We start from the raw sequence: 13,496 nt of genomic DNA, 5'->3' as shown, positions 1-13,496 counted from the left end.
CGATTCAGCTCGCCGCGACGGTGTTGGCATCGGCGCCCGCGCGACCGCCGATGCGGGCACGGATCATCGCCACCAGCCCTTCCGCGGCGGCTTCCTCGCCGAACAGCGACGCGTAGCGGGCACGGGCGGCCGCCGGGAATTCCTGCCAGGAAGCTGGATCGGTGACGATGCGCTCCAGAGCGGAAGCCAGGCTCGGCGCATCGTCAGGCGTGACGACCCAGCCGCTCGACCCTTCCTCGACCACTTCCGTCAGCCCGCCGATGCGGGATACGACGGGCGGGCGGCCATAGGCCATGGCCTCGATCGCCACGCGGCCGAGGGATTCCGGTAGGCGCGACGGCACCGTCACCACGTCCGCCCAGCGATAGAGATCGGATGGATCGTCGACGAAGGGGGAGAGGCGGATGATCGAGCCGAGACCCGCATCGGCGATCTGGCGGGCAAGCGCCTCTTCGCGAGCCGTATCCTCGAAGGCGCTGCCGACGATGCGGACCTCGATCCGCCCGCGCACTTCCGGCGGAAGCGAGTTGATCGCCTCGACCAGGATTTCCTGGCCCTTGATGCGGCTGATCCGGCCCAGCATCAGCAGGCGCAGGGGACGCGAGCCGTCATAGGTGGAGGCCGGTGGCGTCTCGGGCCCCGCGATACCGTTATAGACCACCCGCATGGCAACCTTGGAGGTCAGCGAGAAGGCCTTTGCGGTGGCGCGGGAGTTGAACACGATGTCGGCCCCGCTCCAGCGGATCAGCCCGCGCAGCAGCTTCAGGGTGGCGCCCTGCGGGATCTCGTGGACATGCACGATGGCACGACCCGGGCAGAGCCGGGCGGCGAGGAGATAATCCGCCACCACCGAGGTGTTGATATAGACGAGGTCGCTCGCGCGTAGCCGCCGCCAGGCGCGCAGCATCGCTACAGGCAGCGTCAGCAGGCCGAGGGTGGCGAGGCGCGGCAGGTCGCGGCGCCGGAGAATCCAGAGCGGCTCGAAGACGATCCGCGAGGCAACGCCTTCGAGGGCACCCACGATGGGGCCGGTGCGGGGCAGGACGACGTCGATGACGGCAGCTGGATAGGCCGCGCGGATGATCCGCACGCTCTCAACGAAGCTGCGGTCGGACCCATAGAGCTCGTATCCCTGGTGGACGCAGGTGATGCGCATGCCGACTCGACCTCAATCCCAACCTCAACTGCCCCAAGATGACATGCCACGATGTTTTCAATCGTTACCGAGCAAGAACCTCGCCCAGTGTAATCATGGCGCATGGTTGCCTGGAGATGATTCTCATGTCCCGTCTCGGGACCGTTGGGGGCTAAAGGAGACTCGGATGCCGTCGCACAAGCCCTCGCTGCTGATCCTGGGGACGCGTGGCATTCCCGCATCCCATGGCGGCTTTGAAACCTTCGCCGAGAAGCTCGCGCTCTTTCTCGTGAAGCGCGGCTGGCACGTGGCGGTCTATTGCCAGGACGAGGTCGAGGCGGTGACGGAACGTTTCCGCACGACCACTTGGCAGGGCGTCGAGCTCATCCATGTGGCCGTCTCCACCAGCGGCCCGCGGGCGACCCTGGACTTCGACTGGCACTGCGTGCGCGACGCCGCCAGGCGGGGCGGCGTCAGCCTCGTCCTCGGCTATAACGGGGCGGTCTTCCTGCCGTATCTGCGCTTCTCCGGCGCGAAGATCATCACCAATATGGACGGCATCGAGTGGAAGCGGCCGAAATGGTCCATGGCGGTACGCGCATGGTTCTGGACCAATGAATGGATCGCCGCCTGGGCTTCGCACCGCCTCGTGGCGGACCACCCCGCCATCGCCGATCACGTCGCCACGCGCCGTCCGCGATCCGCCATCGCCACCATTCCGTATGGCGGCGATCCGATCTCGGCGGCGCCGACCGGGCCCATCGAGGCCATGGGCTTGAAGCCGGGGCGGTACATGACCTCGATCGCCCGGATCGAGCCCGACAACAACATCCTCACCATGGTCGATGCCTTCTCGCGCAAGGTGCGGGGCATGCGGCTCGTGGTCCTCGGCACGCTCTCCGACAGCAATCCCTATCACCGCGCGGTGAGGGAGGCGGCCAGCGACGAGGTCCTCTTTCCCGGCGCCATCTATGAATCCGAGACAATCAGATCCCTGCGCTTCCATGCGCGGGCCTATCTGCACGGGCATACGGTGGGCGGCACCAACCCGTCCCTGGTGGAGGCTCTGTGGGCAGGCAACGCCGTGATCGCCCATGACAATCCGTTCAACCGGGGGACGGCGGGCGAGGAGCAATTCTACTTCGCCGATGCGGATGCCTGCGAGCGGCACATCGAAACCCTGATCGCGGACGACGGCGCGGCGAGAAGGGCGGGTGTCGCCTCGCTCGCCCGTGCCGCCGACCGTTTCGAATGGTCGGAGATCCTGAAGCAGTACGAGGCCGAGGCCATGGCGCTCGGAGGCTTCGCCGCACCGGCGGGCCAGGAGTCGAAGCACTTCGGCACCTCGTCCGCCCATCTCCCTCCGGCCCCTATGCCGATGGCGGTGGGAGGCCAGAGCCGAGATCGCGCTTCGTGAGGCCGGCGCCCACACGCAGGGCGATCCTCGCGGCCGCGGCATGGGCGGCGGCACGGGTCCCAGCCGCCGCCGCCCCGGCGCCGCTCCGCCTGAGGCGCGGCGTCAACACCTGGCCCTGGTTCTCCCTGACGCGGGAATTTCCGGCCCCCCGCACGGATTACGGGACGCCTCCGTTCCAAGAGGGCCGGCCCGTCCCGACCGGACGCGACCTCGCCCGTCTGCGAGCGGCCGGGTTCGACTTCCTGCGCCTGCCCGTCGATCCCGGCCCCTTCGCCGCCGCCGCTCCGGAGGAGCGCGAGCGCCTCATGGCCGAGCTCAGGGCCGCGGTGGAAGCGGCGTTGCGCGCGGATCTCGCGGTCCTGGTCAATGTCCAGGCCAACGGTGCGACCCATCACTGGAACCCTCAGAATTTCTACGGTGATCCCGGCGCGCCGCACTTTCCCGCCTATCGCCGCTTCGTTTCCGACCTCGCCCGCATGCTGGAGCGGATCGCCCCTGAGCGGCTGGCGCTGGAGCCCGTCAACGAGCCGCCGCAGGATTGCGGCGCGGCATCGTGGCTGACGATCCAGGACGATCTCCTCGGCGAGGCTCGCCGGGTCGCCCCGCGTCTGACCCTCGTGGCCTGCGGCGCCTGTGGCAGCATGATCACCGGGCTCACCGCCCTCGACCCCGCGCCGCTTGCCCGCTTCGCGCCGCTCCTGTTCACCTTCCACTATTACGAGCCCTACCTGTTCAGCCATCAGGGGGCGCCCTGGATGCGGGAGCCGGTCTACCGCGCGCTCAACGCGGTGCCCTGGCCCGCCTCCGCCGGCAGCCTCGAGACGACGCTCACCGCCGTGCGGACCCGGATGGCCGGTGATGCCGGTCTGTCGGCGGAGGCGAAGCGCGACGCCTACGCCCTGACCGAGGCCAAGCTCGGCGAGTACTTCGCCGCCCAGCCGGACAAACGATACCTCGCCCGCCACCTCGCCATGGTGGGGGAATGGGCTCGCCGCCACGGCATAGCGCCAGCGAATATCGTCCTCGGAGAGTTCGGCGCCCTGCGCAGCGATGCGCGCTACGTCGCCGCTCAAGCGGACGACCGGGCGCGCTACGTCCGCGACGTGCGGGAGGCAGCCGAGGCCGAGGGCTTCCCCTGGGCCTTCTGGAACCTGTTCGACGGGATGGGGCTGATGGACGATGCCAGCAAGCGCTTCGATCCGGCCATCGTCACCGCCCTCGGTCTGCGCGTTCCGGCGGACGATCGCTGACCGCGTGGAACAGGCCGAGGAGGAGGATGGCGAATTTGGCCAGGAGCGTGGTCTTGCCGCCGATCCCTTCGAACGTGTTCACCAGGATGACGAAGGCGATCACGGGCAGGAACGTGCCGGTGCGGCAATGCCGAACCAGTTCCATCATGTAGAGCGTCACCGCGGCAGTGAGCAGGACCGTCATGAAGATGCCCTGGTAGACGAGGGTTCGGACGATGGGGTTCTCGATGCCCCATTCGAGCCCGCTCACGCGCCGTAGCGAATCCACGAGACTCATATCCGGCCCGACCAGCAATTCGCGAAACGGAATGCTGGCGACGAGGTCGAGCATCTCCACGCGGGCATTGGCGCTTCCGCCATCCGCCATGAACCGGCTGAGCAGCGCGTCGAAGAACCCGCCGGCCGCGAGGCCGCCGATGCCGAGGGGCACGAGGGTGAACAGGAAGATCCCCGCCGCTGCCGCCAGGAGCGGAATCCGGCCCGCGCTCAGCACCTTGTGCAGGGCGAAGAGACCGTAGCCGCCGCCGAAGATCAACGTGACTACCATGGCCGAGCGCCCGCCGAAGGCGACGAGGGCGGCGAGTTGCAGCCCGATCATCGCGAGGCGTTGTGGAACCGTCATGCGTCCGCCTCCCCCGATGAGGGCGAGGACGTAGCAGGCCGTGAGGGTGGCGTTGCCGAGGGGGTGCCCCTGAAGTGCTGCCGAGCGCGTATCCGTGGCGAAGACCTGACCGTCCAACCGATAGGGAAAGAACAGGGTCTTCGTCGCGAATTCGGTGAGTCCGAGCAGGGCGTTGACGAGCATCACCGCATGCACCGTCAGTTCGAGGCGCCTCCAGGTCAGCGCGTCGCGATCGGCCAGCAGCACGGCGAAGAGGCCAGGGAGCAGGAACGTGTCCAGCGCTCCCGCCATGCCGGGCCCGCTACGCAGGACGATGTGCAGGAAAAGCCCGATGCTGCAGACGGCGAGCAGCATCCCCGCCGGCCGCACCTGCACGGCATAGACGAGGTAGCTCGCCGGGTTGCCCGACTTCAGCGCGGCCCAACCGAACAGGACGAGGACCAGATAGGTCGAGGGGTGGATCTTCTGCGGGGCCGCACCCGTGAGCCCGTCGTAATTGATGCCGACATTCCACAGCATGCCGCCCGATACGCCGAGGATCAGCACGGTGAGGGCGATCAGGCCGAACGGCATCGGGCTGCGCGACACCGCTCCGGTCTCCCTCCGTGGTCGAGCCGGGTAATGGAGCGCGCTCCTCATGCTCAGCCCGTCACGCCGCCGCAGCGTAGCGGTCGACGAAGAGGCTGCCCGAGACCGGACGGCCCAGCACTTCCGAGACGTCGAGGATGTCGAGGAGGTCGCGCTGACGCGTGGCGCCGTTCTTCGCCACGATCAGCAACCGGTCGCTGGCCGAGGCCAGGGGCCCGATACGCAGATTTCCGGTGAGCACGCCGCCATCGATGAGAATGAGGTCGAAGCTCGATTTGGCAGCGGCGAGGAACTGCTCGATATTGACCCGGCTCAGAGCCTCGCGCGAGGCCCTGGCGGTATCGCCGATGCCGATCCGCGCGGCACCGCTCTCGGGATCCGACTTGGCCGCTGCCGCCATCCCGGCCTCGCCGCGCAGGACCTCGATGAGGCCGGGGCCGTAGGCCTTATGCTCCGGCGTCGCTTCGAGATCCGCATCCACGAGGAGAACCCGCTCGCCGCGCGCCGTCGCCACGGCCGCGAGCAGGTGAAGTGTCGAGCGCCGGTCCGCCGCATCGGAGGCCGCCGAGGTGACGAGCACGCTCAACGCCTGGCCCGGCGGGTGGATCTGGCCGCGCACGCTGGACAGCCGGTCGAGGGTGAGGCTCGCGGCGACGCTGGCCGGACGCTCGCTTCCCGCCTTGAACTCCGGATAGGTGGCGACCACGGACGTGTGCGAGAGCCGTTCCATCTGGCGCCGGGAGAGGACGGTGGGGTCGAGATACTCGCGCACGAAGGCGAGGCCGGCCCCTAGGCCTAGGCCGCTCACGAGCCCGCCGACGAACAGGAGGAGGCGCAGGGGCCAGCTCCGCTCGGCGGGCGGACGGGCCCAGCTGATGACGCGGGCATTGGTGGTGTCGATGCCGGTCTGTTCCTGGATCTCGCGCGAACGGCTGAGGAAGTTGCCGTAGACGGCCCGGCTGGTATCCACCTCGCGTTCGAGCTCACGCAGGCGCACGGAGGCTTCGCCGGTGACGATGGAGCCCCGCTTCAACTCGTCGAGATTCGAGGTCAGCGCTTTCTCGTTGGCGACGGCGCGCTGGTAATCCGTCTCGGCCGAGCGGGCGATGCGGCTCAGCTCCGTCTCGGTCAGGCGCTTGACGTCCTGCATCTGGGTCCGCACCGACTCGATGAAGGGGTGACGGTTGCCGAGCTGGGTGCGAAGATCCGCTTCCTTGCTCGCGAGCTCCGCATATTGGCTGCGCAGCCGCTCGATCACCGCGGACTGGATCGCTTCCGGGGCCGTGTCCGGTCCGAACGCGGTACCGCGCGCATCCTTGATCTGCTGCAGCCGGGTGCGCGCCTCCGCCGTGCGGGCGCGGGCGGCGACGATGCGGTTGTTGCTCTCGGCCAATTGCTGTTCGCTGATGAGCTGGCCGCTCGCCGTGATCAACCCGTTCTCGGCCTTGAACTTCTCGACCTTGTTCTCGGCGACGTTCACGCGCTTGCGCAGGTCGTCGAGGCGCGCGCCCAATTCGGCCGAGGCCCGCGCGGCCGCATCCGCACGGGAGGAGGTCTGGTCCTTGAGGTAGGCGCTGGCGATGGCGTTGACGATCCGGGCGGCCTTGTCCGGGTTGCCGGCGGTGACGACGACATCCACCACGAAGACCTTGTCGGCGCGCTTCACCGATAGCTTGCGCCGCAGGGCGCGGACGGCCCGGGCCTCGGCGGCGGCATCGGTGCTCGGGGCGGAACTTTCGCCCTGGAGGGTGCGCAGGGTCCAGCTGATGAAGCCGCTGCCGACGCCGCCGAAATCTGGGTCATCGAGCAATCCGGCCTCGCGGGCCGCCCGGGTCAGGACCGAATCGGATTCGATCACGCGCGCCTGGCTCTCGACCTGGATCACGCCGCCATCCGGCGCCATCGCCACTGGATTGACGTCGTTGGTGACGATCTGCTTGTCGCGCGGGTCGATCAGAATCTGGGCGGTGGCCGCATAGAGCGGCGGCGCGAGGAAGCCGTAGGCCACCGCGATGAAGGTGAGCAGAGCGGCGGTTCCGAGCACCCAAGCCCGGCGCACGTACAGAATGCGCCAGAGATCCCCGATCTCGGCGCTCTTGTCGGGCTCGGACGGGGGTGGCCGGTCGATGCTCGATCGACTGATCCAATCCGCCGCCGCGATGTGTCTGTCCATCTGTGCCATCGGATGCTCGGGCCGTGACCGGGATACAGCCCGTCCTTCAGATATAGGCATGATCTGATTTTACTGACGATTCACCAACACCTGGGGATTTCACCGATCTTCGCCCGTTCCCTCCAATATATGGTTAGTGAAACATTAACATCTCCCTCCCGCGGCCCCTTCGCGCCGATGGCGGTGAAGGGTTTCTCAATCGTGATGCCGTAACCTGGCAGAATGAGGAAACGTCCAGGGTCGGACCGATCCCACCGGCCCGCGGCCATCGGCCTCGGCTTTCGACTGTCTGGGGATCGACGATGCGCCTGCGACTGAGGCTGGATGGACGCGCCCCCCGCCGCTGGCATCTCTGCCTTTTGGAACGGCTCGCAGCACTTCCCGGACTCGAAGTGGAGGTCGACCGCTCACCAGGGCCGGGGGGCCTGCCGGACAACGCCGCGTTGCTGTTCCGCCTCGAAGCCCTGCTGAACCGGCTGTCACTCGGCGGTCTGTCCGCCCCCGTTCCGGGGAGCGCATTCGCTGCTTATTCCGAACCCACGGCGGCTGCGTCCTGCATCCTCGATCTCTGCGGCGATGCGGAGGGCGGCTCGGACCTTCCGGTCTGGCGCCTCGGCTTCGACGGGGTGGCGGGCGAGGGCGCGCTTATCGCAGCGCTTCTCGCCGGCCGCTCTCCCGTCGCGGCCCTCTCCACGGATGGCAGGATCATCGCCTCCGGGCGCTTCGGAGCCGAGGATCGCGGCACCATGCTCACCGCGTTCGAGGATGGGCTGATCCGCAGCATGACGCTCATCGTCGGCGCGCTGTCGGGCGCCCGGCCGCTTCTCCGGGACGGCGTCCCAGTGTCGCCCGAGGCGCCCGCCCTGACCGTGAAGACGATCGGCACCCGCGCCGCGAAAATGGCGGCGCGGCTCGTCGTCCGGCGTCTCTATTACCTCTGCTACCGCGCCCCGCACTGGCGCGTCGGCTGGCGCAGGTTGGCCGGCCCCGATCTCATCGATCTGCGCGCCCATCCTTCATCGGGCTGGCGCGACCTGGCGGATGACGGCCTGCGCTTCTACGCCGATCCCTTCGGGATCGAGCACGAGGGCCGCACGATCCTCTTCGTCGAGGATTTCCCGCACGCGACGGGCAAGGCGCTGATCTCGGCGGTGGCCTTCGATGCGAACGGCCCGGTCGGAACGCCGGTCCCGGTGCTGGAGGAGCCGCATCACCTGTCCTACCCGTTCGTGTTCGAGCGCGAGGGGGCGTTCTGGATGATCCCGGAGAGCTGCGCCAACGGCACGGTCGACCTCTACCGCGCGACTGCTTTTCCCGGCGGATGGGTCAAGGAAGCGACGCTGATCAGCGGCATCACCGTCAGCGATCCGACCCTGCTGGAGCGGGACGGCCGCTGGTGGATGTTCGCAACGGTGCGCGATCAGGCCGGCGATGTCGGCGGAGGGACGGTCCTCGGCTCCTACCATGACAGCCTGCATCTCTGGTCTGCCCCGGATTTCCGTGGGCCCTGGACGCCGCACGCGCACAACCCGGTCCTCATCGATATCGCCTCGGCGCGGCCGGCGGGACGCATCGTCGAGCGGGACGGCGCCCTGATCCGCCCGGTCCAGGATTGCCGCCTGGGTTATGGCGAGGCCCTGGCGCTCGCACGGATCGACCGCCTCGACGACGAGGGTTATGCGCAGACCGTGGAGACGATCCTGCGGTCGAGTCCGCTCTTTCCCGGTACGCGTCTCCACACCCTCAACCGCACCTCGACCTTCGAATTCATCGACGGCTCGGCCCGCTCCCCCCGTTGGCGCAGGGGGCGATAGCCCGGCTCAGACGGTCTTGGTGCGCCCGATCGCCGGTCCGCGCGACTTGGCGAAGGCCGTGCGCAGCAGGTGGAGGGCGTGCAGGCCGTAGCGGCCGACGCGGTTGCGCAGGCGCCGCAAGGTCCATACGGCGCCGCTGCCGATTGTGATCTGGCGGGCATAGAGGCTCGCCTGAAGGCATTGCCGGTCGGAGGTCTGCTTGATCGGGTCGGCGTAGAATTCGGCGATCTTGTCCTTGCCCATTCCCGGGGTGGCGAACCAGCGCGGCAGATGCTCGGAGCAGAGCCGGTCGACATCGGTCAGCACCTTTCCGATCCCGGTCCCGGGGATCGGACATGGGGTCAGGAAGGCGTCTCCCAGGAGCACGACCCCGTCGCGTTCCGCATCGGCCGCCTGGACGACATCGATGGGGCGCATCTCCACGGGGCCCGTGACGGTGAGGTCCGGGCAGAGGCGGGCGAGGCCGGGCATGGCCTGCCTCATCAGTGCCTCGGGCGATTTGCGGAACTCCTTCACCCAGGGATCGGAGAGTGCGCGATAGACGAAGAGATTGGCCCGCATCGTCGGGCCGATGGGAAAGAGCGTGACATAGGCCACCGCATTGTCCGCGCCCTCGCCGTAATAGGTGAGGGATTCGAAGCCGAAGGACGAGGGCGGGGCCGCCATGTCGAAGCCGAAGCACAGGGAGTGCTTCTCGCTGATCATGGTCCTGCCGATACCGACCTTCCGCCGAAGCACGTCACCGAGCCCGGTGGCCAGAAGCACCAGCCGCGCGGTGCGCACGCTGCCATCGGCGAGGGTGACCGTCTGCCGTTCCGGGCCGGTCTCGATCTCCGCCACGCGCGCGACCACGAGGGGCGAGGAGGCGGGCAGGGCGTTGCGCAGGTCGTTGATGAGGGGTGTGTAGTGGACACCGTATTCGCGCACGGCATGGCGCGAGACCAGATGGCCGAAGCGCGTGACGCAGACCTCGTCCACCGGCGTCGTCACGGCCCGCGCCAGTTCGCCGAAGCCGAGCTTCTCGAACAGGTCCATCTGCGGCACGCCGAGCTTCTCCGCCCGGAAATCGGGGGGATAGACCGCGTGGGTGTCGATGATCGCCGTGTCGTACCCGGCATTGGCGAGCGCGATGGTCGCGGTGGTTCCAGCGAGGCCTGCGCCGATGACGATGACGTCGTGGTGGATCTCAGACATTCAGAACCTCCCGCCCGAGCCCGAATGGGCCACCTGTCCTCCGCCCTGTATCCCCATCGTGCCATCCAGAGACGAAGGCGAGGCGCATGCGGAGCGGGACGACCCTTCACAGCAGGGGATATGCCGCCCGCTTGGTCCCGTTCAAGGTGCGCCGTCTCTCTAAAGAATCCGTGCGGTTGAAATCGCCATTTCGCGAGAGGCCATTCAGACCGCCACATGGAGTCAGGCCGGCAAGTCGAGCCGGGCGCGAAGACCATGGAAGGTCCCGCGATCGAGGCGGAGCGAGCCGCCATAGAGTTCTGCCAGTTCCGTAGTAATCGACAGGCCGAACCCGTGGCCGGGTACTGTCTCGTCCAGACGTTTGCCGCGCCCGAGGACCCCGGCAGCCGCATCCGCGTCGAGACCCGGCCCGTCATCCTCCACGGTGACGGTGACGCCTCGTTCGGAGAGAGAGGCGGCGATCCGAACCCGCGCCCGGCACCAGCGGCAGGCATTGTCGATGAGGTTGCCGAGCATTTCGTCGACATCTTGGCCGTCGCACGCCACGGCCATGCCATCCGGTACCTCCACGGCGAAGGCGATGCCCTTGTCGGCGTAGAGCCGCGCGAAGGTGGCGCGTAGATCGGCTACGGGCGCGTCCAGCGCCGTCCTCTCGCGGGTGGCCCCGCCCAGGGCCGCCGTGCGGGCGCGGCGCAGATGATGGCGGATCTGCCCATCCATCCCCGAAACCAGGGTCGCCAGCCGGCCGTCGGGGTCCCGCTCCCCATCCCGAAGCGCCATCGTCAGGGTCGCGAGCGGCGTCTTCAACCCATGGGCGAGGTTGGCGACATGGGTGCGCGCCCGTTCGAGATTCGCCGCGTTTTCGCCGAGCAGCGCGTTCACCTCGCGTACCAGGGGGCGGATCTCGGCAGGCTGCGTTTCCGGCACCTGTGTGCGCTGGCCGGCGCGCACCTCGGCGAGGTCCCGGCGCAGGCGTTCCAGCGGTCGGAGGCCGAGGCGCACCTGCGCGACGAGGCCGGCGAGGAGGCAGAGGCCGAGCACTACGAGGATCAGCGCCAGGGTAAGGCTCGCCTCGCGGACGGGGCCGCGCAGGGCCGCCATGGGCGCTGAGGCGACGATCGTCGCCGGGCCGATCCCCGCCGCATCCGGAAGGGTGAGAATGCGCAGGATCACCGGGTTGCCCCACGGATCGACGGCGTCGGCCGGGCGGGGACGGTCGCGGTGGCGGCCCCCGCCATCCGGGCGGTCGTCTTCGGGGACGGTGAGGTCGCGGCCTTCCAGGGAGCCGGAGCGAAGGATCGCGTCGCCCTGCCGGACCTGCCAGGACCAGCCCGACCGGTCGCGGTCGAAGGGCGGGCCGTCGAGGTTGCGCCCGAGGGCGAGGCGGCCGTCGCGGCCCCGCTCGAGGCTCGATGCGATGGCGACGATCTGACTGTCGAGGCGGCTGTCGAGCTGGCCCCGCACGAAGCGGTGCAGGATGAAGCCGATGGCGATTCCCGCCACCATGAGGGCGACGGTAACGAGGACGAGGGCGGCGAGGATCAGGCGCCGTTGAAGGGATCCGCGATGCGCATGAGGCGGCCCGTGGGAAACCGGCCCGTGGGGAGGATGTGGCGGGGTCACGCCGCTTCTCCCGGCAGGAGCTGGTAGCCGTGGCCGCGCACGCCCTCGATCCGGGCCGGCGCGATCTTGCGGCGCAGGCGCGTGATGATGACCTCCACCGAATTGGAATCCACCTCCGCGTCGCCGTCATAGACCCGCTCGATCAGCTGGCCGCGGGGTACGACCCCGTCCTTGCGCAGGATCAGGCAGGAGAGCACCCGCCATTCGAGCCCGGTCAGCTTCAGGGGCAGGCCATCCCGCTCGAACGTGCCGAGGCCGGCATCGTAGGTGAGAGGCTCGCAGACGATCCGGTTGGCCCCGTGCGCCGAGGCGCGGCGCACCAGGGCCCGCAGGCGGATGACGAGTTCCTCCACCCGGAACGGCTTCACGAGATAGTCGTCCGCCCCCGCCTTGAAGCCCGCGACCTTGTCGCTCCAGCCGTCCCGCGCCGTGAGGATCAGCACCGGCACGGTCCGCCCGGCGGCCCGCCAGGCCTGGAGCACCGAGACGCCATCGCGCTTGGGCAGGCCGAGGTCGAGCACCACGGCGTCGTAGGTCTCCGTCTCGCCGAGATGCTGGCCGTCCTCGCCATTCACCGCATGGTCGAGGGCGAAATTCTCGGCGCGCAGGGCCTTGGCGATTTCGGCCGCGAGCGCCGCATCGTCCTCCACCAGAAGGAGTTTCATCGGAATCCGTATCCTTGGGGATGCAGGGGCAGCCCCGGCGCCTACGCGCCGCGCTTTAACCGGGGCTGAACCGCGCGGTTCAGATCGGGTTGGAGGGGCGAGCCTAGAACGGCGTCAACCCGAGAGGGGATCCGCTTTTCCAGGACATCGACACCATGACGACCGAGAAGACCATCGACGGAACCGCCACCGAGATGCCGAGCCCCGCCGCCCCGCGCCGCTCGCGCCGCGGCTGGATCGTCGGCGCCATCGCGGCTCCCCTCGCTTTCGGGGCCGTCGGCCTTTCCCTGGCGCAGAATTCCGGCGTGACCCTCACCCCCGTCGCGCCGGTCACCGTCGCACAACTCGCTCCTTCCGCCGCCATCGCGGCCAAGGGCGAGGTGGCGGAGATCTTCGGCAACAAGTTCATCCTGCAGGACGGCTCCGGCCGTGCCCTGGTCGAGACCGGCAAGCAGGGCGAGGGCGGCACCCTCGTCACCAAGGGTGAGGCAGTCACGGTGCAGGGCCGCTTCGAGAACGGCTTCCTCCACGCCACCCTCCTCACCCGAGCCGATGGCAAGACGGTGGTGCTCGGTCCGGCGCGGGGCCCGAAGCCCGGTGGCCTCGACTGGGCGAAGGACAAGGTCGGCCTCGGCCCCGAGATCGATGCACCCGCGCTCACCGCGAAGGTCGAGGCCGCCGGCTATTCCGACATCCGCGTCACCGGGCGCGGTCCGCGCCATCTCGACATGGCGGCCAAGGGCCAGGACGGGCGCGAGCGCCTGCTCCATGTCGGGTTCGACGGCGACATCCGCGAGAAGCGTAGCTTCTGACACCACGTGCCGCCGCCGGTGGCTTCTTCCTCGCCGATGGAAGAAGGCCGCCGGGGCGAGCCGTTCCGTCCAGGATGGGTCGCCGGCCGCGAGCGTGCGGCTGCGTTCACGGAGATTTCAGGCGGCGGCCAGGAACCATCGTTTCGGCTCGCTACTTGCCGCTGCGATCGACGCAAGGTCGCGGCTCGCCGGCCATGGACGCG

General features: G+C 68.9%; 10 protein-coding genes. 4 read left to right on the top strand and 6 right to left on the bottom strand.

The genetic code is table 11. The features are described 5' to 3' along the window. Positions 1-4: 4 nt before the first annotated feature. The gene (locus ACYQOP_RS04100) at positions 5-1,156 is read right to left on the bottom strand and encodes a glycosyltransferase family 4 protein (RefSeq protein ID WP_461221271.1); all 1,152 of its coding nucleotides are present in this window, start codon (positions 1,154-1,156) and stop codon (positions 5-7) included. Between the two features lie 166 nt (positions 1,157-1,322). Here ACYQOP_RS04100 and ACYQOP_RS04095 point away from each other — a divergent pair, with 166 nt between their 5' ends. Both ACYQOP_RS04095 and ACYQOP_RS04090 read left to right on the top strand, forming a co-directional pair. Continuing rightward, positions 1,323-2,552, top strand: a complete 1,230-nt coding sequence (locus tag ACYQOP_RS04095) for a DUF1972 domain-containing protein (RefSeq protein WP_461221270.1) — start codon at positions 1,323-1,325, stop codon at positions 2,550-2,552. Next, the gene (locus ACYQOP_RS04090) at positions 2,549-3,802 is read left to right on the top strand and encodes a glycoside hydrolase family 5 protein (protein WP_461221268.1); all 1,254 of its coding nucleotides are present in this window, start codon (positions 2,549-2,551) and stop codon (positions 3,800-3,802) included. The genes ACYQOP_RS04095 and ACYQOP_RS04090 overlap by 4 nt, the downstream gene beginning before the upstream one ends. Here ACYQOP_RS04090 and ACYQOP_RS04085 read toward each other — a convergent pair. Together ACYQOP_RS04085 and ACYQOP_RS04080 are read right to left on the bottom strand one after the other, a co-directional pair. Continuing rightward, positions 3,762-5,012 carry a VpsF family polysaccharide biosynthesis protein gene (locus ACYQOP_RS04085; RefSeq protein WP_311275880.1) on the bottom strand — a complete coding sequence of 417 codons (1,251 nt, stop codon included), beginning with the start codon at positions 5,010-5,012 and terminating at the stop codon, positions 3,762-3,764. The two genes, ACYQOP_RS04090 and ACYQOP_RS04085, sit on opposite strands and share 41 nt — an antisense overlap. Before the next feature lie 61 nt (positions 5,013-5,073). Next, on the bottom strand, positions 5,074-7,185 hold the full coding sequence (locus tag ACYQOP_RS04080) for a GumC family protein (protein ID WP_461221267.1): 2,112 nt from the start codon (positions 7,183-7,185) through the stop codon (positions 5,074-5,076). A gap of 302 nt (positions 7,186-7,487) precedes the next feature. Between ACYQOP_RS04080 and ACYQOP_RS04075 the strand changes: the two genes are divergently transcribed. After that, positions 7,488-8,999, top strand: coding sequence for a glucosamine inositolphosphorylceramide transferase family protein (locus ACYQOP_RS04075; protein WP_461221266.1), 1,512 nt, complete (start codon positions 7,488-7,490; stop codon positions 8,997-8,999). Between the two features lie 6 nt (positions 9,000-9,005). Here the strand turns inward: ACYQOP_RS04075 and ACYQOP_RS04070 are convergent, their stop codons facing one another. From ACYQOP_RS04070 to ACYQOP_RS04060, 3 genes are all read right to left on the bottom strand, one after another. Next, positions 9,006-10,193, bottom strand: coding sequence for an FAD-dependent oxidoreductase (locus tag ACYQOP_RS04070; RefSeq protein WP_461221265.1), 1,188 nt, complete (start codon positions 10,191-10,193; stop codon positions 9,006-9,008). Between the two features lie 222 nt (positions 10,194-10,415). After that, entirely contained in the window at positions 10,416-11,816 is a 1,401-nt protein-coding gene (locus tag ACYQOP_RS04065; protein WP_461221264.1) for an ATP-binding protein, read from the bottom strand. Next, a complete protein-coding gene (locus ACYQOP_RS04060; RefSeq protein ID WP_461221263.1) occupies positions 11,813-12,481 on the bottom strand; it encodes a response regulator in 669 nt (222 codons plus the stop codon). Before ACYQOP_RS04060 ends, ACYQOP_RS04065 begins: the two co-directional genes overlap by 4 nt. A 155-nt stretch (positions 12,482-12,636) precedes the next feature. On the opposite strand from ACYQOP_RS04060, the gene ACYQOP_RS04055 reads away from it, so the two are divergent. Next, complete coding sequence (locus ACYQOP_RS04055; RefSeq protein ID WP_461221262.1) at positions 12,637-13,293, top strand: DNA-binding protein; 657 nt, start codon at positions 12,637-12,639, stop codon at positions 13,291-13,293. Positions 13,294-13,496 lie beyond the last annotated feature (203 nt).

It is taken from the genome of Methylobacterium sp. CM6247 (assembly GCF_054817925.1).
Note: the sequence above shows the minus strand (reverse complement) of the source record. Positions and strands in the feature narration are given on the sequence as shown.

What these genes read in the sequence shown, in the direction of transcription:
- ACYQOP_RS04100 (WP_461221271.1), bottom strand. Translation starts at nt 1,156, where the DNA reads ATGCGCATCACCTGCGTCCACCAGGGATACGAGCTCTATGGGTCCGAC.
- ACYQOP_RS04095 (WP_461221270.1), top strand. Translation starts at nt 1,323, where the DNA reads ATGCCGTCGCACAAGCCCTCGCTGCTGATCCTGGGGACGCGTGGCATT.
- ACYQOP_RS04080 (WP_461221267.1), bottom strand. Translation starts at nt 7,185, where the DNA reads ATGGACAGACACATCGCGGCGGCGGATTGGATCAGTCGATCGAGCATC.
- ACYQOP_RS04075 (WP_461221266.1), top strand. Translation starts at nt 7,488, where the DNA reads ATGCGCCTGCGACTGAGGCTGGATGGACGCGCCCCCCGCCGCTGGCAT.
- ACYQOP_RS04070 (WP_461221265.1), bottom strand. Translation starts at nt 10,193, where the DNA reads ATGTCTGAGATCCACCACGACGTCATCGTCATCGGCGCAGGCCTCGCT.
- ACYQOP_RS04060 (WP_461221263.1), bottom strand. Translation starts at nt 12,481, where the DNA reads ATGAAACTCCTTCTGGTGGAGGACGATGCGGCGCTCGCGGCCGAAATC.
- ACYQOP_RS04055 (WP_461221262.1), top strand. Translation starts at nt 12,637, where the DNA reads ATGACGACCGAGAAGACCATCGACGGAACCGCCACCGAGATGCCGAGC.